18 protein-coding genes, 1 tRNA gene, 2 rRNA genes and 1 riboswitch are annotated in these 25,847 nt (G+C 52.1%); of the genes, 9 read left to right on the top strand and 12 right to left on the bottom strand.

The genetic code is table 11. The annotated features are described in order from the left end of the window. Window positions 1-3: 3 nt before the first annotated feature. From mreD to csrD, 5 genes are all read right to left on the bottom strand, one after another. Window positions 4-492, bottom strand: coding sequence for a rod shape-determining protein MreD (gene mreD / locus BZG20_RS07955; protein ID WP_046073888.1), 489 nt, complete (start codon window positions 490-492; stop codon window positions 4-6). Then, window positions 492-1,421 carry a rod shape-determining protein MreC gene (gene mreC, locus BZG20_RS07950; RefSeq protein ID WP_077578651.1) on the bottom strand — a complete coding sequence of 310 codons (930 nt, stop codon included), beginning with the start codon at window positions 1,419-1,421 and terminating at the stop codon, window positions 492-494. Before mreC ends, mreD begins: the two co-directional genes overlap by 1 nt. Window positions 1,422-1,454: 33 nt before the next feature. Beyond that, window positions 1,455-2,498 (bottom strand): rod shape-determining protein, encoded by a 1,044-nt coding sequence (locus tag BZG20_RS07945; RefSeq protein ID WP_046073887.1) that lies wholly within the window; start codon window positions 2,496-2,498, stop codon window positions 1,455-1,457. Between the two features lie 158 nt (window positions 2,499-2,656). After that, the gene (locus BZG20_RS07940; RefSeq protein WP_077578650.1) at window positions 2,657-3,166 is read right to left on the bottom strand and encodes a hypothetical protein; all 510 of its coding nucleotides are present in this window, start codon (window positions 3,164-3,166) and stop codon (window positions 2,657-2,659) included. After that, entirely contained in the window at window positions 3,163-5,142 is a 1,980-nt protein-coding gene (gene csrD / locus BZG20_RS07935; RefSeq protein WP_046073885.1) for an RNase E specificity factor CsrD, read from the bottom strand. Before csrD ends, BZG20_RS07940 begins: the two co-directional genes overlap by 4 nt. Before the next feature lie 120 nt (window positions 5,143-5,262). Here csrD and BZG20_RS07930 point away from each other — a divergent pair, with 120 nt between their 5' ends. Beyond that, entirely contained in the window at window positions 5,263-6,150 is an 888-nt protein-coding gene (locus tag BZG20_RS07930; RefSeq protein WP_046073884.1) for a LysR family transcriptional regulator, read from the top strand. Window positions 6,151-6,295: 145 nt separating this feature from the next. After that, window positions 6,296-7,456 carry an alpha-hydroxy acid oxidase gene (locus BZG20_RS07925; protein WP_077578649.1) on the top strand — a complete coding sequence of 387 codons (1,161 nt, stop codon included), beginning with the start codon at window positions 6,296-6,298 and terminating at the stop codon, window positions 7,454-7,456. Window positions 7,457-7,561: 105 nt separating this feature from the next. Here the strand turns inward: BZG20_RS07925 and BZG20_RS07920 are convergent, their stop codons facing one another. After that, window positions 7,562-8,107 carry a single-stranded DNA-binding protein gene (locus BZG20_RS07920; protein WP_046073882.1) on the bottom strand — a complete coding sequence of 182 codons (546 nt, stop codon included), beginning with the start codon at window positions 8,105-8,107 and terminating at the stop codon, window positions 7,562-7,564. Between the two features lie 283 nt (window positions 8,108-8,390). On the opposite strand from BZG20_RS07920, the gene BZG20_RS07915 reads away from it, so the two are divergent. From BZG20_RS07915 to BZG20_RS07895, 5 genes are all read left to right on the top strand, one after another. Continuing rightward, window positions 8,391-9,098 (top strand): LuxR C-terminal-related transcriptional regulator, encoded by a 708-nt coding sequence (locus BZG20_RS07915; protein ID WP_077578648.1) that lies wholly within the window; start codon window positions 8,391-8,393, stop codon window positions 9,096-9,098. Window positions 9,099-9,160: 62 nt separating this feature from the next. Then, window positions 9,161-10,126, top strand: coding sequence for an acetyltransferase (locus tag BZG20_RS07910; RefSeq protein ID WP_077578647.1), 966 nt, complete (start codon window positions 9,161-9,163; stop codon window positions 10,124-10,126). Between the two features lie 181 nt (window positions 10,127-10,307). Beyond that, entirely contained in the window at window positions 10,308-11,171 is an 864-nt protein-coding gene (gene galU, locus BZG20_RS07905) for a UTP--glucose-1-phosphate uridylyltransferase GalU (RefSeq protein WP_077578646.1), read from the top strand. 137 nt (window positions 11,172-11,308) lie between these two features. Further along, window positions 11,309-14,134, top strand: coding sequence for an excinuclease ABC subunit UvrA (uvrA, locus tag BZG20_RS07900; protein ID WP_077578645.1), 2,826 nt, complete (start codon window positions 11,309-11,311; stop codon window positions 14,132-14,134). Next, a complete protein-coding gene (locus tag BZG20_RS07895; RefSeq protein ID WP_077578644.1) occupies window positions 14,134-15,804 on the top strand; it encodes a Wzy polymerase domain-containing protein in 1,671 nt (556 codons plus the stop codon). Before uvrA ends, BZG20_RS07895 begins: the two co-directional genes overlap by 1 nt. Here the strand turns inward: BZG20_RS07895 and BZG20_RS07890 are convergent. Further along, window positions 15,801-16,934 (bottom strand): alanine--glyoxylate aminotransferase family protein, encoded by a 1,134-nt coding sequence (locus tag BZG20_RS07890; RefSeq protein WP_077578643.1) that lies wholly within the window; start codon window positions 16,932-16,934, stop codon window positions 15,801-15,803. The two genes, BZG20_RS07895 and BZG20_RS07890, sit on opposite strands and share 4 nt — an antisense overlap. Before the next feature lie 263 nt (window positions 16,935-17,197). Continuing rightward, window positions 17,198-17,385: riboswitch (Lysine riboswitch) on the top strand. Between the two features lie 97 nt (window positions 17,386-17,482). On the opposite strand from BZG20_RS07890, the gene lysC reads away from it, so the two are divergent. Further along, window positions 17,483-18,871, top strand: coding sequence for a lysine-sensitive aspartokinase 3 (gene lysC / locus BZG20_RS07885; protein WP_077578642.1), 1,389 nt, complete (start codon window positions 17,483-17,485; stop codon window positions 18,869-18,871). 38 nt (window positions 18,872-18,909) lie between these two features. Here lysC and metH read toward each other — a convergent pair whose 3' ends face one another. Further along, entirely contained in the window at window positions 18,910-22,569 is a 3,660-nt protein-coding gene (metH, locus tag BZG20_RS07880; RefSeq protein WP_077578641.1) for a methionine synthase, read from the bottom strand. 183 nt (window positions 22,570-22,752) lie between these two features. Between metH and BZG20_RS07875 the strand changes: the two genes are divergently transcribed. Then, window positions 22,753-24,045 carry a sodium:proton antiporter gene (locus BZG20_RS07875; protein ID WP_077578640.1) on the top strand — a complete coding sequence of 431 codons (1,293 nt, stop codon included), beginning with the start codon at window positions 22,753-22,755 and terminating at the stop codon, window positions 24,043-24,045. Window positions 24,046-24,082: 37 nt separating this feature from the next. Here the strand turns inward: BZG20_RS07875 and metA are convergent, their stop codons facing one another. The 4 genes from metA to rrf (BZG20_RS07855) all read right to left on the bottom strand — a co-directional run bounded on the left by metA (window position 24,083) and on the right by rrf (BZG20_RS07855) (window position 25,767). Then, on the bottom strand, window positions 24,083-25,030 hold the full coding sequence (gene metA / locus BZG20_RS07870; RefSeq protein ID WP_046073872.1) for a homoserine O-succinyltransferase: 948 nt from the start codon (window positions 25,028-25,030) through the stop codon (window positions 24,083-24,085). Between the two features lie 181 nt (window positions 25,031-25,211). Continuing rightward, window positions 25,212-25,327: ribosomal RNA gene (gene rrf / locus BZG20_RS07865) — 5S ribosomal RNA — on the bottom strand. Between the two features lie 7 nt (window positions 25,328-25,334). After that, a tRNA-Thr gene (locus BZG20_RS07860) sits at window positions 25,335-25,410 on the bottom strand. 241 nt (window positions 25,411-25,651) lie between these two features. After that, window positions 25,652-25,767: ribosomal RNA gene (rrf, locus tag BZG20_RS07855) — 5S ribosomal RNA — on the bottom strand. Between the last annotated feature and the right edge of the window lie 80 nt (window positions 25,768-25,847).

Genomic DNA, 25,847 nt, shown 5'->3' with positions numbered 1-25,847 from the left:
GCGTTAGCGAATGGCAAAGCGACGGCGTAAACGGCGCAATAACAGAAAGATCCAAGGCCAGAGTATAAAGTTAAGCACACCCGCCCAAAGCTGCTCAGGGTTAAACTGTACGTTAGACACCAAGTACTCCGCCCAGAACTCGATCAATTTTCCCGCCAAGGTCAGTAATGCCAACAAGAGTGCCTGCTGCCAATACGACATGTTGCGTAACAATTGAAAGTTCAGCGCCACGATGTAAACCAATATCGCCATCATCAAGCCGCGCACCCCAAGGGTCGACCCTAACATCAGATCCCACAACAGGCCGAGTACTAGCGCGGTACCGACATTGACCCGATGAGGTAATGCCAGCACCCAATAAAAAGTAACCAGTAATACCCAAGAAGGGCGAAAGGGGGCGAGTTCCCCCGGCCAAGGAGCGGCTTGTAAAATCAGCGCAATGATAAAAGAGAGCCAAATTACAAACTGGCCGCGAAATGTCACATTTGCCATTACGGCGATTCTCCCTCGGCATCGGACGATGGTGCGGTGTCAGGTGATGGTGCGGTGTCTGATGACGGCTGCGCGACAGGCTGATCCGGGCGCGCGTTCTCGCCCTTTTCAGGGGTTGGCCACACCAAAAGCAGATAACGCAGACGATCAAACTTCACCGCTGTGGTGGCGCGTACTTGCGCAAATGGGCGCTTATTATCAAACGAAAATTCCGTCACCGTACCAACCGGGTAGCCTTCAGGAAAGACTCCGCCCAGACCTGAGGTGACTAACTTGTCACCCACTTTAATGTCCGTGCTGCTAGGAATATTGTCTAAGCCAATGTAGTGGGCCGACCCGCGCCCAGACGCAATCACTCGTATGTCATTACGCATGACCTGAACAGGAATAGCATGGGTTGGATCGGTGAGCAGCAGCACTCGGCTGTTGTGGGCACCCACATACGCAATTTGGCCAACCACTCCGTGCTCGTTGATCACCGGCTGCCCTTCATAAACCCCATTGGTCCGCCCTTTGTCTAGCATGACTTGATGTTTATAAGGATCCGAGTCAACGGCCATCACTTCGGCGACCATCTTCCGTTCATCCCGAATGAACGACGAGCCCAGTAGCTCGCGTAGACGCTGGTTTTCGCGCTCTGTCTGCGCTAAAAGAAGCTGATCACTTTCCAGTTGTAACACCTGCTTTCGCAATGCTCGGTTCTCTGCCACTAAACGTTGGTGAGAACGAAACTGCATCACCAGTTCGTCTAAGGTGTCGCGCGGAACGTTGGACGCATATTGTAACGGCGCCACCAGCGTGTTTAGGAAATAACGCACCCCAGCGAACGCATCAAGACGACTATCAGCCAGCATAAGGCTGACTGATAGTAAAAGAGCGAAAAACAGGCGCAATTGCAGAGACGGACCTCTGCCAAACATAGGTTTCATAATGAAAACGACCTGTTTGTAGGCACAATCACGTTAATCTTCGCTAAAAAGATCACCGCCGTGCATATCGATCATTTCCAGCGCTTTGCCCCCGCCACGTGCTACACAGGTCAATGGGTCTTCGGCGACCACCACAGGAATACCGGTTTCTTCGGTCAGCAAGCGGTCAAGATCACGCAGCAGCGCACCACCACCGGTGATCACCATGCCACGCTCTGAAATGTCAGACGCCAGCTCCGGAGGGCATTGCTCAAGCGCGACCATTACCGCAGAGACAATCCCAGTCAGAGGCTCTTGCAGCGCTTCGAGAATTTCATTGGAGTTAAGCGTGAAGCTACGCGGCACCCCTTCCGCAAGGTTACGACCACGCACTTCAATTTCACGGACTTCATCGCCTGGATAGGCGGAACCGATTTCATGTTTAATCCGTTCTGCGGTGGCTTCACCAATCAAGCTGCCGTAATTACGGCGAACATAATTGATGATCGACTCATCAAAACGATCGCCACCAATACGCACCGACGATGAATAGACCACGCCATTAAGCGAGATCACCGCCACTTCAGTGGTACCACCGCCGATATCGATCACCATCGAGCCCGTGGCTTCGGATACTGGCAGACCTGCACCAATCGCCGCCGCCATCGGCTCATCAATCAAGTAGACTTCACGGGCGCCAGCACCCAAGGCCGACTCACGAATCGCGCGGCGTTCAACTTGGGTCGAGCCACATGGTACAGCCACCAGTACACGCGGACTTGGGCGCATATAGCTGTGATCGTGCACCGATTTGATAAAGTGCTGCAGCATCTTTTCAGTGACGTAGAAATCAGCAATCACACCATCCTTCATCGGGCGAATGGCCGCGATGTTACCCGGTGTACGACCTAGCATCTGCTTCGCATCATGACCCACAGCCGCTACGCTCTTGGGCGAGCCTGCTCGGTCTTGACGAATAGCGACAACAGACGGCTCATCCAGAACAATGCCCTGTTCTTTTACGTAAATCAGTGTATTGGCGGTTCCCAAGTCAATGGATAGATCGTTGGAAAACATCCCGCGAAGTTTCTTAAACATGATGGTCGATTAATCCTGCAAGCTATGAAATCAGACAAATTGAGCTAAATGTATCAACGCGCACGGTAAGCAGCAAGATACGGTGCTGTAAACCTGAATGAGATCTGTGTTTTTTTTCAATGCGCTGTCATTTTGATGATTTTTCCATCAAAAACGCATTATTCCTGTTGTCTTTTTTGGGTTGGTGATTGGCATGACTGATGAATCACCAACTGCGTCGATGCCTTCGTTGACGCCGTTGCCTCGTAATACGTTAAGTAACAATCCGTCGCTGGCTGATCAGGAAGCCGCCAGATAAAGTCGACCCGATTTTTCTCTGGATAGCGTCGCAACTGCCAACGCGTTGTATCCTTCAGCGCCGTCACTAACTCAGGCAAGGCACTTGCCTCAGGGTAGCCATAAGACACACGAATGGACGTGCCGTTGACGGTCAGTGATTGTTCCGCCTGATCACTGACTTTTTTCTTCTCGGCCAACGCGTGTGTTTGCGTCATGGCGCTGTCGATGCCGCTTTTTAAGCCTTTTAGCGCGGACACATTAGCATCCGCCTCATAATCGTAGAACTTAGGGATCGCAATCACCACCAGCACCGACAAAATACTGACCACTAATAAGGCTTCTAACCAACCGCGTCCTTGTTGGTGGGAGAGCTTGATGGCTTGACTCATCGCTTCCCCCATCGGCGGCGTTTTTTCTGTGCTGGGTGCGGAGACATTTCCGCCCCAAGCAGCCGCCCTTGTCCGCCCGCGACACCCAGTTCTTTCACCACTGACCATTCCTCATTGGTTTCCACGCCTACCGCCAGTACCTCGGTGGTGGTAGCCTCACAAGCACCTAACACGCTGCGTAAATACAGCTGGTTCTCTGGCCGTTGGTGGATATTGCGCACCAAACTACGATGAAGCTTAATATAAGCGGGTTGAATATCTTTAACATAGTGAGTGCTTACTATCGTTCTACCTGCTTGGTCAACAACTAGACGGCACCCTAACGCGGCAATCATTCGTAAGCAAGGCCGCGCCGCATCAAAGTGTGAAACCAAAGCGCCTTCAGACACTTCCACCAGTAAGCGATTCAATGTACTTCTTGGCGTTTGTAGCAACATATCGCGCAACCACACCACAAACTCACGTTGACAAAGTGAGTACGCACTTACATTGACGGCGTAGTTATCGATGTAGTCACGCGTTTTTAGCCACCACAGCGCGCGACCCACGGTCGCCTTGTCAAACGCCACGTCCATGCCAACCCATTCTACCCCTGGCCAAAAGCGCGAGGCCTTAAGCACCTTGCCTTTTTCGTCCTTAATTCGGCCTAAAAGTTCATAATGAAGGCGGGTTTTGCCATCTCGCGCAAACACCGGTTGGCGATAAAGCATTGGCCCTTCTCCCGCCATCACCGACTCGAGTAAGGTGCGCCAACGTACACTACCACGTTTATCCAGTTGGCTTAGTTGTTTGTCGAACTGTGACCAACCATTCTGGCCGGTTAGCGCCGCCGCTTTAAGTGCACGTTCGGCTTCATCCATTAGTCGCCCACGTCGCTCACTGGCGCCAAATGAGGTCATCCCAAGGTGGAACCAATTATCTTGATCCAACGCCTCGGGTGGCGCGAGTTTATCTAACGCATTGGTGATTTGCGCTAAAAAGGGATGCACTTCTTCTCCCGCTTGGTTGACCAGCAAAATGGCAAAGTCCGAGGCAAAATAACGTGCCAACACGGCATCCGGAAAACGCTGAATCGCATTCGACAGAACATTGCCAATCGCTTGAATCAATTGATCGGCGGCTTCTTGCCCGTGCTGCGCCACCAGATCTTCCCATTCCGCCACCCTCACTAGGATCACACTGCCTTGGCTGGCATCATCACTGGCTAGTGTGTGCAAGCGATTATCAAACATCACGCGATTCGCGGCGCCGGTGAGTTGGTCTAAGAAGGTGTTGGTGCGAATAAAGGTGTCAAAACGACTACGCTCTTGGCGCGCTTCTTTAAGCTCTTCGATCAGTTGCGTTAACGCCGCGCTTGCCGGGATCGGCCACTCGCGGCTATCACCTTGCTGCGCATCATCGAGTCGCCCCGCTAAGATCAGTCGGCCACGCTGCTCAAGCACCTCACTGCCATACAGCTGACGCCGGAGCCAACGGATCCCCCATGTGAGCCCCAAGACAATCACCAAAATCGCCGCCGATAAGGAGGACAATGGACCAATGGAATAGGCAAACTCCGCATACGGCGGCACAAAGGTCAGTTTGACCGCAAACCCTGGGTTGCTATCGAGCGGTATATCACGAGAGATTACCTGTTGATTGGTCACCGCCTGGTATTGAATTTGCTCATATTGATACAAGATCCCAGCGTCCGAGTAGATAGTGAGGGACGTCACGTCACTGGCTTTAAGCATCTTGGGAAGCCAGCGCGAAAAGTATTGGTTATCACGCTGGTCACTGGCCATCTCTTGATCAATCACCTCAACCATGCCGTCAACATAATGCGAGATGAAATCAATCCCCAATTGGCGGAAGCTGATCGCACCGCCGATAAACAACACAAAAATGGCACACACCACAATAAGCGTGACAAATGCAACGAGTCGGTTGGTCAGCTTCATACCGCTGACTTTGATCGCACTGGCTGTTCTATCCATGATTCTCTGCTGACTTGGGTCGCCTTTGGGGGCTAGTAGCCGCTATTATCAGGCTTGGTTATCATAATGTGAATGCCTAGACCACGAATCGGTGGCTGTCTTTTTACGCAACGAGGACTCATGGACTGGATTACCTGTACACAAAGCTTTATCTGCGTGGTGGATCATGGCTCGTTGGCCCAAGCGGCCACCAAGCTACACACCTCAAGTTCTGCCCTGTCAAAACGCCTAAGCTGGCTAGAACGCCAACTGGGGGTTCAATTGCTCAAACGCACTACACGCAGTTTGTCGATGACAGATGCGGGTGATCTCTTCTACCACCGCGCCAAGACGTGGGTCGATGACTGGCAACAATTAGTCAGTGAGACCACCTCCACCTTTGGTGAGGTCAGTGGTGTATTGCGTATCGGTGCGCCATTGGTGACAGGGAACCGCTTTCTGGTCAACTTTATTGCTGAGTTTCTTGAGATTTATCCGAAAATCAAAGTCGAACTCACCACCCTCACCCCTGGCCAGCTGCCGGATCTGAATCTGGACGTGGTGATCAGTCGTGAACTCGAGTACTTTAACTCCGCCAGCTACATCGCCGCCAAATTATTTGATTTTCAACCTGGCTTTTTTGCTGCCCCTGCCTACCTCGAGCGCCATCCGCCCATCACCACGCCAGCGCAACTTACCCAGCATAATATTTTGCTTTACGGTAATTCGCATCAGCCTCAAGAGCGGGTGTTTGAAGATGGCACCCGCTTACAATTGTCCGGTAATTTTGTCTCACCCAACCCTGAAGCCTTGGTCAGTGCCGCGGTGATTGGCATGGGGATCATTTTAGGGGGCGCCGGGACGGTGCAAAAAGAAATCGACCAAGGCTTATTGGTCCCGGTGCTACCAGCCCTTAAGCAACCACGCTTATCGGCCTACGCCTACTACCCTAAGCTGGAATACAACCACACCAAAACCAAATTATTTATCGATTTTATTAAACAGAAAGTTAAAGATTTGTACGTTTAGTGTGCAGGTAAAGCAAGAGGTAACGCCAACTATCATCGGGGCTTAGCCGATTTTGGAAAAAGTATTTTATCTTTTATCTATATATCGATAACAATCACTGCGCTAGGGTGAGACAAGACACTCACCTCAACAACGTGCAATATTCATGGCCTATTATAATCCTAAGTACCCTGATACCCCCTCGCTTAAACGTGCAGCAAAACGGCGTATCCCAGCCTTCGCCTTTGATTATCTTTGCGGCGGTTGTCACGATGAAATTGGCGTGGCGCACAATGCCGGGGCGTTTGAACACGTAAAACTGCAGTCTGACTTGCTTGCGCCTACCCCAGAGATCGACTTATCCGTCGAGCTATTTGGCCAACGCTATGCCGCGCCTTTTGGCGTCGCCCCCGTCGGACTTCAAGGGTTAATGTGGCCCAAGGCGCCGGAAATTTTGGCAAAAGCGGCCTATCAAGCAAAGCTTCCTTATGTGCTCAGCACCGTATCCTCAGCGAGTCTTGAGACCATCGCCGAGATCTCTGAGGGAACGGCGTGGTATCAACTCTATAACCCAACGGATGCCAAGATCCGTAAAGATCTCATGGGTCGCATTAAAAGTGCAGGATATAAAGTGCTGGTCGTCACTGTGGATGTGCCGACCTTCGGTTATCGCCCGCGCGATATAAAAAATGGCTTGGCGATGCCGCCGAAAATGAACCTGCGCAATATCGTGCAAATGGTGCAGTGTCCGGCATGGAGCTGGCAGACGTTACTGGCTGGCGTGCCTGAGATGCAAACCCTCAAGCCTTACATGCCAAAAAACATGCCCACCAGCGAACTGGCGAACTTTATGAACAATACGGTGATGGGCGCCGTCGACTTCGACAGCCTCAAGGTGATCCGCGATAACTGGGACGGCCCCTTGGTATTAAAAGGCTTGGTCAACCCAGACGATGTCAAACAAGCGGTTGCGCTCGGTGCCGACGCAGTGGTCTTATCCAACCATGGGGGACGTCAGTTAGATGTTGGCGAGTCGCCACTGGATACCATTCAAACCATCAAGCGCTTATATGGTGACAAGATTAAACTGCTGATGGACAGTGGCGTACAAAGCGGCGGGAATGTAGCCCAAGCGATGGCCATGGGCGCCGACTTCACCCTGCTGGGCCGCACTTTTGTCTATGCCTGTGGCGCGTTGGGCCATCATGGGGGGGAACACGCGATAGATATGCTCACCCAACAAATGACCCAAGTAATGGGCCAGTTAAAATGCCCAACGCCGGTGCAATTGCCGCACTTTTTAAAAGCGGGCCCCGGTGTCGCCTAACCCAGCCCGTTCAGTAACCGACCACGCCAAAAAGCAAAAAGCCCCAACAGGGGCTTTTTCGTTTCAACCACATTGGCGTTGACTCGCCACTTAACGCAGTCCGTTTTAGAACGGAATATCGTCGTCAAAATCAGGCAAATCGTTGTATTGCTGCTGAGGTTGCGACTGTGGCTGTGGTGCCGACTGCTGCGGTGGCTGTTGGTTAAAGTTTTGCTGTGGTTGTTGAGGCTGCTGAGGCTGTCCCCATCCACCTTGCTGCTGCGGTGACTGCTGCATGGGCTGACCTTGGCTCTGACCACCACGGCCACCCAGCATTTGCATGCTGCCACTAAACGGTTGTACCGCGACTTCCGTGGTATAACGGTCTTGCCCGTTTTGGTCTTGCCACTTGCGTGTCTGCAGTTGGCCTTCGATATACACCTGAGAGCCTTTGCGCAGATACTCACCCGCGACTTCGGCGGTTTTACCGAACAGCACAACACGGTGCCACTCTGTTTTCTCACGCATCTCACCGGTGTTTTTATCACGCCATGACTCTGAGGTCGCGAGGCTGAGGTTCGCCACCGCACCGCCGTTGGGGAGGTAACGGATTTCCGGATCGTTGCCCAAATTACCAATCAAGATGACTTTGTTTATGCCACGGCTGGCCATAGGTGACTCCCACTGTTCTTGGTTGCGCGCGAAACGATTTCGCAAACTGGATAAATAAGGAGGAAGTCTAGCACGAGCACCCCAGAGGTTCGAAGCTTTTCCACGCGATCTGTTTCCATATTCTGCAGTTAAAGCGTCAGCACAATGGGTTATCACTCGCAGCGTATACCTTAAAGATAAAAATGGTTTAGACTGATGGAAAGCTTGCCCAGCCTTGACGTCGGTGATCACCCCACTTACGTCACACGGATACGCATGTTGAGTCATCATCAGTAGGATGCTTATGAACCAGGCCGAAACCACCTCAGATAGTTACACACTGCTTCTTATTTCTCAGCCCAGCATGTCTGTGTCTGCACTGATGACATGCTTAGAAAAAGCAATTCATAGCGAGGTTGAGCTCGTGACGCCCGATGCGATCACTGACAAGCTCACCGCACGACCCGGTTTAGTGTTGGTAGACTTAAACGCCTTTGATGACATTGCCACCGAGCAGCTAAAACAATCGCTGATCCCCTTTGCCGACCAACATGTCTTTGCGCTGCTCAATGCACATGACTTAAGTGCCAAAGAACTCGCCAGCTGGCCATTTATCAAAGGGGTCTTTAAAAAAGAAGATGAGATCCGCCACCTATGTTATGGCATCGAAAAAATGTTCTCTGGCGAGTACTGGCTCCCCCGTCACAAAATGGCCGCGTTAATTCACTATTATCAGCAGCACCACCAACAAGCGATCGATGAGCAGGCCATTGTCCTGACCAACCGCGAGCAACAAATCCTGCGCCATCTTGTCACGGGCGCCTCTAACCAAGACATTGCCCGTGCATTGGACGTCAGTGAGCATACCGTTAAGTCGCACCTTTATAACGTGTTTAAGAAAATCAATGTTAAAAACCGAGTACAAGCCGTGTTTTGGGCGAAAAACAACTTGTCCCTAATTGGCTCGACGGGGCTTGAAGCCTATCCTGGCGCCGACGACGATCACCGCTAGTTGGGTCAAGCTCACCCATCAAGGTAGGATGTCACGTTACTCAGTTAAAAAGGAATCACAGGATGGGATTTGATGTCTTTAACGGGGATGCCGATGGGCTTACCGCACTGGTGCAATGGCGCTTAGCGCACCCACAAGCCACCACGTTAATTACTGGGGTTAAACGCGATATTGCTCTGTTAAAGCAAGTGCCCACAGGCCCCGAGCAGGTCACAGTACTCGATGTTTCGATGGCGAAGAACCAAGACGCACTCGCGAGATTACTCGCGGCTGGCACGCGCGTGTTCTATGCTGATCACCATCAAAGTGGTCCCATCCCAGATTCGCCTTTGTTAGACGCACATATTCATACCAGTGCTAATACCTGTACCGCGCTTATTATCGATAAACTTCTCGGTGGGCAGTATCGAGAATGGGCGTTAGTTGGCGCGTATGGCGATAACCTGGATCGCACTGCAAATGCCCTTGCTCAACAGTCGGGTATTGACGAGCAAACGCGCGCGCGGCTGGCACAGCTCGGCCACTATCTCAACTACAACAGCTATGGCGCGAGCTTGGATGACCTCACTATGCCCCCCGCGGTGTTATATCGTCACCTGTGTGGCTTTTCGACCCCCGATGCTTTTATGCGCGCTTATCCGGACATCGTGATGGCACTGGCTGACGCGTATCAAAGTGACCGGGCGCATGCGCAAACCCTAACCCCGGCGCTGGGCGATGAAAACGCACAGGTGTATCAGCTTCCCGATGCCGCTTGGGCACGCCGAATAAGTGGCATGTTTGGCAACCAATTAGCCAACCGCCATCCTGATAGAGCCCATGCCGTGCTCACGCCGATGCCAGGAGGAGAATGGATGGTCAGTATTCGTGCCCCGTTAAATCGTCCTACTGGGGCGGCGCAGTTGGCCGAGCAATTCACAACAGGCGGTGGCCGCGCCGCGGCGGCGGGAATTAATGCCCTCCCGCCGGCGTCCTTATCGACCTTTACCGATGCATTTATGGCGTATTTTTCCGCCCATGCGGACTAAGCAACGCGGGGACGGTCACGCTATCTAGCCGCGTTGGCGCGCAGTACTTGCTTAGCCGCACTGAACCCAGCAAACTATTGACCCAGATAACATTGTTAGCAGCCGCTTGCTAACAACCCGCTTAGGGGTGTCGACCGCGTCATAAACCGCTCGCCACCCAACAAAAACGAAAGGATCTGAGATGATAAAAAAATGTCTGTTCCCAGCGGCTGGCTATGGCACCCGCTTTTTACCGGCAACCAAGTCAATGCCGAAAGAAATGATGCCAGTGGTCAACAAGCCTTTGATTGAATACGGCGTGGATGAAGCCTTGGAAGCGGGTATCAACGGCATGTGTATTGTCACCGGTCGTGGCAAGCATGCCATCATGGATCATTTTGATAAAAACTATGAGCTTGAGCATCAAATCAGTGGCACCAACAAAGAAGTGTTACTCGATGACATTCGCAATACCATAGAGAAAGCGTCATTCACCTACATTCGCCAACACGAAATGCGTGGACTCGGACATGCGATTTTAACCGGTCGCGATCTGGTCGGCGACGAAGCGTTTGCTGTCGTGCTCGCCGATGATCTTTGCATCCATCCTGACAATGGCGTTCTCAAGCAAATGGTCGCTCTATATAACCAGTTCCGTTGCTCGATTGTCGCGGTGGAAGAAGTCCCGGAAGATGAGACCCATAAATATGGTGTCATTGCCGGTCAAGAGATCAAAGATGACCTTTTCCGCGTAGACAACATGGTGGAAAAACCCGATCCCGGCGATGCGCCAAGCAATCTTGCTATTATTGGCCGGTATATTTTAACGCCAGATATCTTTGATCTGTTAGAAACGACCCCGCCAGGTAAAAACGGCGAAGTCCAGATCACCGATGCGCTGCTCAAACAAGCACAGTCAGGGTGTGTACTGGCGTATAAATTTAAAGGCGAGCGCTTTGACTGTGGCAGCGTAGAAGGCTTTATTGAAGCCACCAATCACTGCTACAAGCACCACTACCTTGGCGGAAGCAACAAAGACGAAGCGACGGTCAAAAACCGTCGATAACGTTAACCGCGTCGGATCGCGCGTTTTTCCCCTTCGAGTAAAGGCTGTGTAAATATACAGCCTTTTTATTTGGTCATGGTCATGTCTGTGCCATACTAGGCGACCAACCAGTGAGCTGACTGAGTAGTAGGATAATAATGGACAATATCGACGTCAGAGGCGCGCGCACGCATAACCTCAAAAACATCAACCTCACCATTCCTCGTGATAAACTGATTGTGATCACCGGCCTATCTGGCTCGGGAAAATCATCGCTGGCCTTCGACACCCTATACGCCGAAGGCCAGCGCCGTTACGTTGAATCCTTGTCAGCGTATGCGCGCCAGTTTCTCTCCTTAATGGAAAAACCCGATGTTGACCATATCGAGGGTCTGTCACCTGCGATCTCGATAGAGCAAAAGTCCACCTCGCATAACCCGCGCTCAACGGTCGGCACCATCACTGAAGTGTATGACTACTTACGCTTACTGTATGCGCGAGTGGGCGAGCCACGCTGTCCCACTCATGATGTGACCTTAGCGGCTCAGACCGTCAGTCAGATGGTCGATAAAGTGCTTGCGCTGCCGGAAGGAAGCAAGCTGATGCTGCTCGCGCCGATCATTAAAAACCGTAAAGGGGAGCATGTTAAGACTCTGGAGAACCTCGCTGCGCAAGGGTTTATCCGTGCCCGAATCAATGGCGAAGTGTGCGATCTATCCGATCCGCCGACACTCGAGCTGCAGAAAAAGCACACCATTGAGGTGGTGGTCGATCGCTTTAAAGTGCGCGATGATCAGCAACAGCGTTTGGCAGAATCTTTTGAGACCGCGCTCGAGCTAACAGGCGGCAGCGCGGTGATCAGTTGGATGGACGGTGAAGGGGAAGAGATCATTTTTTCCGCCAACTTTGCCTGCCCACACTGCGGTTACAGCATGCAAGAGCTTGAACCGCGCCTGTTCTCCTTTAATAACCCAGCCGGTGCCTGTGGTACCTGCGACGGCTTGGGGGTGCAACAGTATTTTGATCCTAAGCGCGTTCTCCAAAATCCAGCCGTCAGCCTCGCGGGTGGGGCGATCCGCGGCTGGGATCGGCGTAACTTTTATTACTTCCAAATGCTACGCTCGCTGTCTGAGCATTATGGCTTTGATTTGGAAACGCCGTGGCAGGATCTGTCGGGCACCGTTCAGGACATTCTCTTGTACGGTTCCGGCCCAAAAGAGATCGAGTTCAAATACGTCAACGATCGGGGCGATATTCGCGTACGTAAGCATCCCTTCGAAGGGATCCTCAATAACATGGAGCGTCGCTATCGCGACACCGAATCGAATGCTGTGCGCGATGAGCTTGCCAAATATATCGCCACCAAACCTTGTGCCAGCTGCGGTGGCTCACGCTTACGCCAAGAAGCTCGTCACGTGTTTATCGACGGCCACAATCTACCCGAGATTTGTGAGCTGAGCATTCAACAGGCGCTGGACTTCTTTGAACAACTGACCTTGACCGGGCAACGCGCTAAGATTGCCGAAAAGGTGATGAAAGAGATCCATGACCGGCTACGGTTTTTGGTCAATGTGGGGCTTAACTACCTGAATTTATCGCGCAGTGCCGATACCCTCTCTGGCGGTGAAGCACAGCGTATTCGACTGGCCAGCCAAATTGGCGCGGGCTTGGTGGGGGTCATGTACGTACTGGATGAGCCCTCTATTGGTCTGCACCAGCGTGACAATGCCCGCTTGCTCGATACCTTGGAGCATCTGCGCGATCTGGGGAACACTGTCATGGTGGTCGAGCATGATGAAGATGCCATTCGCGCGGCCGACTACATCATTGATATTGGCCCGGGGGCCGGGGCACATGGTGGTCAAATTGTTGCCGAAGGCAGTTTAGAGGACATACTCGCCAGTGAGTCGTCACTGACAGGTCAGTATCTAAGTGGAAAGCAAGCGATCGAGGTTCCCACAAAGCGTATTGAGCGCGACCCAAACAAAATGTTGACGCTGAAAGGGGCGACGGGCAACAACCTGAAAAACGTTGATCTCCACCTACCTGTCGGACTGCTTACTTGCGTGACGGGCGTGTCAGGCTCAGGCAAGTCAACGCTTATCAATGACACCTTTTTTAAAGTGGCCCACCAGCAATTAAACGGCGCGACCACCGCCGATCCCGCGCCTTACGAGTCGATTGATGGGTTGGGACATTTCGACAAGGTGATCGATATTGATCAAAGCCCTATTGGCCGTACCCCACGCTCAAACCCAGCCACTTATACGGGGATCTTTACCCCGATCCGTGAGCTGTTTGCCGGTACCCAAGAGGCACGGGCACGCGGATATAAAGTGGGCCGTTTTAGCTTTAACGTGCGCGGCGGTCGCTGCGAAGCGTGCCAAGGTGATGGCGTGATCAAAGTGGAAATGCATTTCTTGCCCGATGTGTATGTACCTTGTGATGTGTGTAAAGGTAAACGTTATAACCGGGAAACATTGGAAGTACGCTATAAAGGCAAAACCATCGATGAAGTCCTTGAGATGACCGTCGAGGACGCGCGTGAGTTTTTCGACGCCGTGCCCGCTATCAAGCGTAAACTGCAAACATTGATGGATGTCGGCCTGAGCTATATTCGCCTTGGCCAAGCGGCCACCACCTTATCGGGGGGTGAAGCACAGCGGGTCAAGTTAGCACGAGAGCTGTCTAAGCGTGACACGGGTAAAACGCTTTACATCCTCGATGAACCAACCACAGGACTTCATTTCCATGATATTCAGCAACTGCTTAATGTCCTGCACCGCTTGCGCGAACAGGGCAACACTATCGTGGTGATTGAGCATAATCTGGATGTGATAAAGACCGCGGACTGGATCATCGACTTAGGGCCAGAGGGCGGTAATGGCGGCGGTGAAATCATCGCGCAAGGTACACCGGAAGCGATCGTGGATGTGGTGGGTAGCCACACCGCTCACTTCCTCAAACCTATGTTGGAGCGATAATGACCTCAGCGCTGCCGCAGAGTCGCGTGATACGAAAGCCGCTAACAACCCCATTTCTACTAACGTTAGCGGCCTTGTGGTTGATCTGCTTACCACTGTACTCGGTGTCTCTCCCGCTGGTTGGCATACGTCACCCTGCAGCGGCGCTTTCCTTGTTAACGCTCGCGTTCACCTTGGGGTTTGCCTGCTTAGAAGTCGTGCGTCAGCATACTTGGCGGGCAAGCCGACTGACCTGGATGCTTGGTTTGGCAACGGGCCTGGCGATTATTCCTTATTACTACCCACACGCTGAGGCACTCAATAGCGGCTATGCCATGGCCGCCTTGATACTTAGCCTCGGTTTCTTCTCCAGCCTTCAACAGTTTGTTTTTAACCATTCGCAGCGGCAAAAGCTACTCGGGGTATTTTTACTCGCCTCTTGGCTAGCGGTACTGTCGGTGTTGGGCAATCAATCACCACCGGGCATGGCGCCTTTTATGTTTAACAACTGGGTGCCTCACTTGCCCCCTGCGGTCACGCACACACTGCTACTTACAGGTCTCACCTTAGCGGCGTATATTCTCGCCAGAGAGCCGAGTGGCCGCTACCGCCATCCCATCAGCCAAAGCTTATTGGCCGTCACCCCTTTGGTTTTTATTCCAGTGTTAGCGATGCAAGGCCAGCCCCTGCTGCTGCTCTTTGCCTTGTGTGCCATCGTGTTACAGCAAGCCTATTTGAGTCGCTTTGCCTCCAGGCGCCAGCACAAAGCTTGGCTTGTGGCAGTCTGTCTCGGCGCGATCCTGGCGATATTTGCCCTCAGTGGTCAAGATAGTTGGCAATGGCTGAGCGACGGCGAGCGACGTGCGTTGGGTTTAGCGTGGCAACAATGGCAGACAACGCCCTTTTTCGGCGTGGGCATGGGGAATGGTAAGCAGGCCTTGCTGTTGCTTTCTGCTTCACAACCCGGCCACCTTGGTCCAGTGAACCTGCCCAGTGCACTGCTGTTTTGGCTGTTGGAAGGAGGCTTATTGATTGGATTGGGCTATGTGTTGGTGATCATGGCGCTCGGCGTCAGGATCCTTCGTGCTCCCTCAGGGACACGGCGGATCTTGATTGCTTTAGTGCTACCTCCGCTCACTGGACTGATGATCTATCCGGTAAGCGGCACCCAGTGGTTCAATGGGGTATTGTTACTCCTTTGGCTATACTGGCTTGATAACCTCACCAGCAAATATCGCCGCTACCCGGTACTCACTCATGGTTACAGCCAACGTGTGGCCAGTCGCACCGTGATCACTGCCCTCGTCATCACGACACTCGTGTGCCTGTCATCCGTATATTTGGCCAATCGTTATTTGCGCGACTCTTTACTCAGCTCGCAACGTTTTGCCTTATACCAGCAACATCCATGGTGGCAGCAAAAGCTGGCCCACGCACAACAAAGCCGTCACTTTCAGGCTAATTTAGCAACTCTGTCTGACACTGAGCGCCAGCAACACCTTAACCAATTATTGCGCCAAGTCGCACAACGACCACGCTTTGCTGGCTATCAGCATGCCTATCAAGTGGCCCTACAAATCGGTGACCGTCAGCGGGCTCGCGATATCCAGCAAGAAGCGCGTTACTTGTATCCAAACGCGGCGAAGGTATGGACAATCCGCCATACCCTACCGGATCATTCAACGCCCTAGCGCAATGCCTCTTCAAGGGCTTTAAGGCACAGGGCAATGTTCTCATCCCTTGCGCCGTAGCCCATTAAGCCGATTCGCCAGGCTTTACCCGCCAAATCACCGAGGCCAGCGCCAATTTCCAAGTTATAGGTGTGAAGTAAATGCTGGCGCACGGCGGCATCATCCACGCCCTCAGGAATATAAACGGCGTTAAGCTGGGGCAAACGATAAGGTTCATCGACCACAAAGCCAATCCCTAAATTGTCCAATCCCGCTTTCAAACGCTGATGCATGGTATCGTGGCGTTGCCACGCGTTCTCAATCCCTTCGTGATACAGTTTGAGCAGGGCTTCATGTAGGGCATATAAACTATTCACGGGTGCCGTATGGTGGTAGCTACGTTTGCCGTCGCCGCTCCAATACCCCAGCACCAAACTTTGATCGAGAAACCAGCTTTGCACCTTGTGAGTCCGCGCCTGCATTTTTTCTACTGCACGGGGCGAGAATGTCACTGGCGACAAGCCCGGTACACACGACAAACATTTTTGACTGCCTGAATAGACTGCATCTAATTGCCACTCGTCCACCTTCAACGGCACGCCACCGAGTGAGGTCACCGCATCGACAATAGTGAGGCAGCCGTGTTCACGTGCCAAGGTGGCAAGGGCCTGTGCATCAGAGCAAGCGCCTGTGGACGTCTCCGCGTGGACAAATGCGACAATGCTAGCCTCCGGGTGCGCCTTCAAGGCCGCTTCAACCTTTTCAGGATTAACCGGATCGCCCCAGGCATCATCAACCATGACCGCATGTGCGCCACAACGCTCCACGTTTTCTCGCATCCGGTCGCCAAACACGCCATTGCGACAGACGATCAATGTGTCGCCAGGCTCCACCAAATTGACAAAACAGGCTTCCATCCCCGCACTCCCGGGTGCAGAGACCGCAATGGTAAACGGATTGTCGGTTTGAAAAGCGTACTGCAGTAGCTGCTTGACCTCATCCATCATGCCAATGAATAAGGGGTCAAGATGCCCCAATGTCGGCTTGCTCAATGATTGCAGCACCGACGGGTAAATGTCAGAGGGCCCTGGCCCCATCAATGTGCGAGCGACGGGTTGAAAAGACTGAATATCGGAAATTGCACGAGCCATCACGAATCCTTGTTGTTGGTACCGAGGCTCACCGTTATAGCATATTTTTTCGCCATCCCCCTAGCCTCTGGCACATGAACTGTGTGATCGCTAGCGGCGATTTATGTTTCTTTTCAGTGCCGATAGGGCGCAATGGCCTCCTTTTCCTCAGTCAAAGCGGGGGCTGGGCAGTGCTCCCCCATCAAGAGCAAAAACACGGTTGACACCCTGCGACCACACCCGTAATGTTAAAACTGTTCATGCGGTCACCAACCCATGACTGAACATGCAGAAGAGGTGCATTTCTCAGGCAGTTATCAGGCGGAGCCCCACTCCTAAGCGTGATAACCAGGGGAGACAATGCCGAGGTGGCGTAAGATCGGGGTCGATACGCTGCCGGCCTTGAAGGCTGAATCCTTCAGGCTGTCACTTGTCATCCATATGGACAGACAGGTGGAGCGCTTCTGGCAGAATGCCTGCCGTTTGCTCTTCCTACCTTGTCGCGGTATTTATCGCGGTCACGATGTGACTTCTGATGTTCCCCACTGACTTTTGAATATGTTGAATCAATGAGCACGAGCTCAAAAGGGGAAAAGGACGTGAACCCGTTACCATCAATTTCAGTCGCTAAGTTTGGCGGCACCAGTGTCGGGACGCTAGCGGCGATGCAGCAAAGCGCCGCGGTTATCGAGCAAAACCCGCAAACCCGTTTAATCGTGATCAGTGCGTGCGCCGGAGTGACCAATCATTTAGTCGCGCTCGCAAAAGGGATCAGCGACCCTGACGTGCGCCAAGCCAAGTTGGACGCCATTAATGCCATTCACCAAGCAATATTGCAGCAACTTCCTGATTGCCAAAACACGCAAGCAGCCGTCGAACACTGGCATCTCGCCATTGCCGAGTATGCCGAAAAAGCGGCCATCATTCCTGACACAGCGCTAACGGATGCGTTAGTTGCCTGCGGCGAGCTGATCTCAACCCATATTTTCACCCATTTGCTCAACAGCCGAGGTATAACCGCTTTGAGAGTAGATGCGCGTGAATTGCTGCGCACCGACAGCCAGTTTGGCTGTGCCCAGCCTGACCCACAACAGACGCGAACACAGTGCCACGACCAATTGCTTCCGCATTTAGCCACACATCGAGTGGTCACCCAAGGGTTTATCGGCGCGGATGCCCACGGACAAACCACCACCTTAGGCCGTGGTGGTAGCGACTACAGTGCAGCACTGTTCGCCGAAGCCGTGGACGCAGAGAGTTTGGCCATTTGGACCGATGTGCCCGGGATTTATACCACCGACCCGCGGATTGCCGAACAAGCGCGCCCAATCAGTGAGATTAGTTTTAGCGAAGCCTCAGAAATGGCCACGTTTGGTGCCAAAATCCTGCACCCGTCCACCTTGCTGCCTGCAGTGCGCCAACATATACCAGTGTTTGTCGGGGCCGCGAGAGCGCCTGAGCAAGGCGGCACCTGGATCCGCGAGCACGCGCACTCGGCACCGCTGTTTCGTGCCGTCGCCTTACGACGAAACCAAACCATGGTGACACTAACCAGCTTAAACATGTTCCATGCATATGGTTTTTTGGCCAAAGTATTTGAGGTTTTGGCACGATTTGAAATCTCGGTGGACTTGATCACCACCTCGGAGGTCAGTGTCGCTTTAACCCTTGATCAAACCAACACTCAGGGCGACGCGCCGCAGCTGCCACAAGCGGCTATCGCCGAGCTGACCCAGTTATGTCATGTCGAGATCTGCGAGAACCTGGCGGTGGTAGCGCTGATTGGCAATGATATGAATCATACTGCTGGCGCGACAGCACCAGTGTTCAGTGCCTTAGCACAACATAAACTACGCATGATTTGCTACGGTGCCAGCAACCACAATGTATGTGTTGTGGTTGAAGATGACGATGCCACCCAGGTGGTGCAGCGGTTACACGCGGACTTATTTGAATAATAAAAAAGCCAGCACAGCCAATATGCTGGCTTCTTTCGTTAGCCGTTTAAGTTCGGCCCGAGCCATTTCTCCGCTTCTTCGCTGCTCCACCCTTTGCGTGCTGCGTAGCTGTCTCGCTGATCGTTTTGGATCTTCGCCACCGCAAAGTAACGTGACTCAGGGTGGGAAAAATACCAACCTGAGACCGACGCCCCCGGCCACATGGCATAGCTTTCGGTAAGTGTCATCCCCGTATGTGCTTCTACCGACAGCAATTGCCAAATTTTGCCTTTCTCACTGTGTTCAGGACAGGCGGCATAACCCGGCGCTGGCCGGATCCCTTGGTATTGCTCGCGGATCAGCGCATCGTTATCGAGCGTCTCATCGGGCGCATAGCCCCACAAGGTAATCCGAATTTGCTGATGGAGGTACTCTGCAAAGGCTTCTGCAAGTCTATCGGCGACCGCCTGGATCATGATCGCGTTATAATCATCCCCTTTCGCTTTGTATTCTTCCGCCAAGGCATATTCGCCAATACCACCTGTCACCGCAAATGCGCCAATCCAATCCGGCTGGCCACTGCTTTTTGGCGCAATAAAGTCCGACAAGCAATAGTTGGCACCACGAGGCTTTTTCGTTTGCTGACGCAAGTGGTTCAGTACGGTGAGCGTCGCTTGGCGAGACCCATCATCATAGACTTCAATATCATCCTCAACGCTGTTGGCAGGAAAAAGGCCACACACTCCCTTCGCGGCGACCAAGCCTTCTGCCTCGAAACGATCGAGCCAAGCATTGGCGTCTTGATACAAACGGCGCGCTTCCTCACCCACTAGTTCGTGATCCAAAATCGCCGGGAATTTGCCACTGAGTGACCACGTCATAAAGAAGGGTGTCCAGTCGATATACTGACGTAAGGTCGCTATCGAGACATCATCGTAAACATGCACGCCCGGCTTCAACGGCTGCGGAGGAGCATAGTTTGCCCAGTCCGTTTGCCACTTATTGTCCCGCGCCTGCTCAAGGGTGACGGGAGCGGTTCGAGGCGTTTTGCGTTGATGTTGCTCACGCACCGCCGCATAGTCTTTGGCTAAACGGGCCACAAAATCCGGCCGCTGAGTCTGTGACAGCAACGATGAGCACACCCCCACGGCACGTGACGCGTTGGGCACATAGACCACGGGCGCATGGTAATGCTGTTCAATCTTCACCGCGGTATGGGCTTTGGACGTGGTCGCGCCGCCAATAAGCAAAGGAATATCAAACCCTTGGCGCTCCATCTCTTTCGCCACGTTCACCATTTCATCTAACGATGGGGTAATCAGGCCTGATAAACCAATAATATCGACGTTTTCCTCACGCGCCACCGACAGGATTTTATCGGTCGGCACCATCACGCCGAGATCAATAATCTCGAAGTTATTACATTGCAGCACCACGCCAACAATGTTTTTGCCAATGTCATGCACATCCCCTTTGACCGTGGCGAGCAAGATCTTGCCATTGGTCTGTCCTTGCTGCTTTTCAGCATTGATGTAAGGCTCAAGGTAAGCCACCGCCTGCTTCATCACCCGTGCCGACTTCACCACTTGTGGTAGGAACATCTTGCCTTCACCAAACAAGTCCCCGACCACGTTCATGCCTGCCATCAGTGGGCCTTCAATCACTTCTAGAGGTTTACTTGCCGCGGCGCGAGCCAGCTCGGTGTCTTCAACAATAAACTCTGTAATGCCTTTGACCAGTGCATGTTCCAACCGCTTTTCCACCGGCCAACTGCGCCACTCTGCAGTTTCCGCGACCTCGTTCTCCCCACTATCGCGATAGCTGTCGGCGATCTCCAATAAACGCTCCGTGGCGCCATCATCTTTGTTGAGCACCACATCTTCTACTGCCAAGCGCAGCGATTCAGGCAAATCATCATAGATGGCTAACTGGCCCGCATTGACGATCCCCATGTCCATGCCATTTTTGATGCAGTGATACAAAAACACCGCATGAATAGCCTCACGGACGGGGTTGTTGCCTCGAAACGAAAACGACACATTGGAGACGCCGCCCGAGATCATGGCATGCGGCAGGGTTTGTTTAATGTCAGCCACGGCGTTGATGAAATCGACTGCGTAGTTATTGTGCTCATCAATGCCGGTAGCAACCGCAAAAATGTTGGGATCGAAGATAATATCTTCCGGCGGAAAACCGACTTGCTCGACCAGAAGATGATAAGCGCGCGTACAGATTTCCACTTTCCGCGCTTGAGTATCGGCTTGACCTTGTTCGTCAAACGCCATCACGATCACCGCCGCGCCATAGCGACGGACTAAACGTGCTTGGTGAAGAAAAGCCTCTTCTCCTTCTTTGAGCGAAATAGAATTGACGATGCCTTTCCCTTGAATGCACTTGAGGCCAGCTTCAATCACTTCCCATTTAGAGGAGTCAATCATCACTGGCACACGGGCAATATCCGGCTCGGCCGCGCATAAATTGAGGAATCGCACCATAGCCTTTTCGGCATCCAACATGCCTTCATCCATATTGATATCGATGATTTGGGCGCCGTTTTCCACTTGCTGCAATGCCACTTCCAGCGCCTCGTCGTATTGCTCTTCAACGATTAAACGTTTAAAGCGTGCTGAGCCAGTTACATTGGTGCGCTCACCCACGTTAACGAACAAGCTATCGGCATTAATGGTCAGGGGCTCGAGCCCAGATAAGCGACAGGCCACAGGGTGGTCAGGCAGAGAGCGTGGCGAATGTTTTTTCACCGCGTCGCTAATCGCTTGAATATGTTCAGGCGTGGTGCCACAACAACCACCGACCAAATTGATAAAGCCTGACGCCGCCCACTCATCAATGTGTGTCGCCATCTCTTCGGGAGAAAGGTCATACTCACCAAACGCGTTGGGCAACCCCGCATTAGGGTGGACGGAGACAAAGCCCTCACAAATGTCGCTCAGCTCTTTGACATACTGGCGCAATTCAGCCGGCCCCAGTGCGCAGTTTAAGCCAAACGACAGTGGCTCAACATGGCGCAGCGAGTGATAAAAGGCGGCGGTCGTTTGTCCGGATAAGGTGCGTCCAGACGCATCAGTGATGGTGCCGGAGATCATAATGGGTAAGCGAAACCCACGGGCATCAAAGACCTTTTCAACCGCAAACGCACAGGCTTTGGCATTCAAGGTATCAAAAATGGTCTCCAACATGATGATATCAACCCCACCCTCAATGAGCGCTTCGGTGGACTCGGCATACACGTCGACTAACTGATCAAAGCTGACATTGCGAAACCCAGGGTCATTCACATCTGGTGAGATTGAGCACGTTCGGTTGGTCGGCCCCAACACACCCGCGACAAAACGGGGTTTATCCGGCGTTTTCGCCGTCCACGCATCAGCGACCTCACGCGCAAGCCGGGCTGCCGCGACGTTGATTTCCGCACTCAGCGCCTGCATGTCGTAATCGGCCATCGCAATTTGGGTGGCGTTAAAGGTGTTAGTTTCAATAATGTCCGCGCCCGCGGCCAGGTAATCACTGTGTAGCGAAGCGATCTTATCAGGCTGAGTCAGCACCAAAAGATCATTGTTGCCTTTCACATCACAGTGCCAATCTTTAAAACGTTGGCCACGATAATCGGCCTCATTGAGCCCTAACCCCTGAATCATGGTGCCCATGCCACCATCGATCACTAGAATACGGTCGCGCAGTTGCTGTGTCAGTCGGTCCATACTATTACGCTTATCATCTTCCTCGTTGCAGTCATTTCATCCTACCACAGCGAAAATGGAAATCTAGACGTCTATAAATAACAATTTATTTTGATCTATTTCAATTCAGCTGTTCGTTTTGACAACGATTTCTATTAATATTTTGACACATTTTTTCATTCCCTCGTTGTACTAGGAAGCGGCATGTCAACTTACGCAATCCTCAGCTTTATGGCTGCTGCAGCCATCTTTATCGCTTTTATTAATAGTAAAATCAGTCGAGTACAAACCACCATCGCCATTACCGCTAGCTCGCTCCTACTGTCTTTGTTGATAGTGGTCGCTGGTCAATACCAAGCCATTCCACTCAAAACCATGGCCGAGCAAATACTGACAGATATCCACTTTGATACCTTTTTGCTCAAAGGCGTCCTCGGCTTTTTGCTCTTCGCGGGGGGAATTGGTGTCAAGCTTCCCTCTTTCTCCGACCAAAAGTGGGAGATCACGACCCTGGTGATCGGCGGGCTATTGGTCTCTGTGTTTTTAATCGGCACCGGTATCTGGGGCGTGTTTCAGCTGATCGGTATTCCTTTCGATTATCTCTACTGCCTGCTATTTGGCGCGCTGATCTCGCCGACCGATCCCATTGCTGTTCTCGCCATTGTGAAAAAACTGCAAGCACCGATGCGGATCACGACACAAATAGAGGGAGAGTCGCTATTTAATGATGGCGTGGGTATCGTGATCTTTGTGACTCTTTTTACCCTGGCCTTTGGCGACAACAACCCGACGGTGGGCGGTACCATTGCCTTGTTTTTACAAGAAGCCGTTGGCGGGATTTTATATGGCCTGGTGCTTGGCTATCTTTTCCATCGCTTGATTTGTGCCACCAACGATCACTCGATGGAATTGCTATTAACGCTGGCTATCCCCAGCGCTGGCTATGTCCTGGCCGATATGCTGCATGTCTCTGGCCCGCTGGCAATGGTGGTTGCCGGGATTATGATTGGCAACTGGACCCGCTTTATTGGCTTTTCCAAAGAAAGTGAAGATCACCTCGACCACTTCTGGGAACTGGTCGATGAATTTCTTAACAGCCTACTCTTTCTCCTAATCGGGGTTAGCTTGCTGCAAATCAGTTTCCATAAAGAAGACTGGATCATTATGGCGGCGGTGGTGCCTATTGTGCTTCTCGCCCGGTTTATCAGCGTGAAAGTGTGTTACCTCGGCTTTAAGCGCTTTCGAACCTATAACCCTTGGGCAGTACGTATATTAAGCTGGGGAGGCTTACGCGGAGGGCTTGCGTTGGCCATGGCAATGGCCGTGCCCGCTGGCATCATGGTGGTGCCGGAAAAAAATATCGATGTTCGCGAGCTGATCCTCATCATGACCTATGCGGTGGTGGTGTTCTCCATTTTGGTGCAAGGCTCAACCATGACAGGCATGGTTGATAAAGCAAACGCAGCACAAGACGAAATGGATAAACATCAAAGCTAACCGAGTCCCTAACCCAAAAGCGCCCGCGGGCGCTTTTTTATTCATCAAGGGTAAAGTTAGACGCGGAAAAGGCATCCAAGTCAAAGGGCGTTTGCTGGTAAACACAATAGTTTAGCCAGTTGGCAAACAGTAAATGCCCATGGCTGCGCCAACTCACATACGGTGGCTGCGAAGGATCGTCATCTGGGTAATAGTTAAGGGGGACCGCGGGCTCCATGCCTTCTTCTAAATCCCGATGGTATTCATGATGCAGGGTATGAGAATCATACTCAGGATGACCGGTGACAAACACATTGCGCTTATCTTTCGTCGCCGCCAGATAGGTACCCGCTTCATTGGACGTGGCTAAAATATCGAGGTCGGTATGTTCGGCCAGATAACTCGGAGAAAAATCCGCATAGCGTGAGTGGGGCGCTAAGAAGCTATCATCAAAGCCGCGTAATAGCGGGTGTTTGCATAACTCAGCATTAATGTGGTGACGGTAAACCCCTGACAACTTCTCTTTGCGGGTTTTCTTGGGTAAATCATACAGCAACTTTAACCCTGCTTGCGCGGCCCAACAAATATATAAGGTTGAGGTAACGTGCTTATGCGCCCAATTCATCACATCTTGAAGGTGCTCCCAATATATCACGTCCTCAAACTGCACCAGTCCTAACGGTGCCCCCGTCACGATCAGACCATCAAAGTTGCGCGTTCGTACGGTCTCAAATTGACGATAGAAGGTATCAAGATGCTCGGTTGGCGTATTTTTGCTTGGTCGATTATCTATCCGCAGTAACTCCACATCCACTTGCAAGGGACTGTTAGAAAGCAGACGCATAAATTGCGTTTCGGTCTCGATTTTTTTCGGCATCAGGTTAAGTAGCAGCACCTTCAGCGGGCGAATGTTTTGACTCACCGCACGGGTTTCTGTCATCACGAAAATATTTTCGCGCCGCAGGATATTGGTCGCGGGAAGTTGATCCGGGATTTTAATCGGCATCACTGCCTCCTAGGGATGTTTAGACGTCCAGATATCTAATAACATAACGCAGCCACTGACCGAGCTCAAGCAATAATCAATCATTGCACAAGTGTTGTTTAAGCATAGGAAAAGACAGGATCAATGAGGAGAGGCAAAAACGAAAAAAGCCCCCCGCAAATGCGGAGGGCTTATAAATAACTCTTGGCAGTGACCTACTCTCACATGGGGAGACCCCACACTACCATCGGCGCAGCAACGTTTCACTTCTGAGTTCGGCATGGGTTCAGGTGGTGCCGTTACGCTATGGCCGCCAAGAAAAACCTGGTGCTGATAGGCAGATTTGAACTGCCGACCTCACCCTTACCAAGGGTGCGCTCTACCAACTGAGCTATATCAGCGAAAACGCTTCATCAAAGTCTTACTTTTTATCTGCTTTGATAATTAAATCACTTCTAATTAAAGTCTTACACTACGTTGCTTTAATTAGGTTATCTTGTTTGATGCGATGAGGATGTTGAATCGAGACGCGCAGTGTATGCCAATACATGAGCATCGCAGATATCAAAAGCATCGAGCTATCAACAAGATGAGCCGTTTTTGCCTTCAGATTTTTCCAAAAATCTGAAAACAAGAAAGCAAGCCTGGCGATGTCCTACTCTCACATGGGGAGACCCCACACTACCATCGGCGCTGCTTCGTTTCACTACTGAGTTCGGCATGGAGTCAGGTGGGTCCAAAGCGCTATGGTCGCCAAGCAAAATTTTGTCTGGAACAAAATTTAACGCACTTCAGTGCGGCCCGTCAGGGTCAAATACAAGGATGTATTTGATAAATT

Source organism: Salinivibrio sp. IB868 (genome assembly GCF_001995655.1).
Classification (GTDB): domain Bacteria; phylum Pseudomonadota; class Gammaproteobacteria; order Enterobacterales; family Vibrionaceae; genus Salinivibrio; species Salinivibrio siamensis.
The sequence above is the reverse complement of the archived record's forward strand: the minus strand, read 5'-3'. Positions and strand labels throughout refer to the sequence as shown.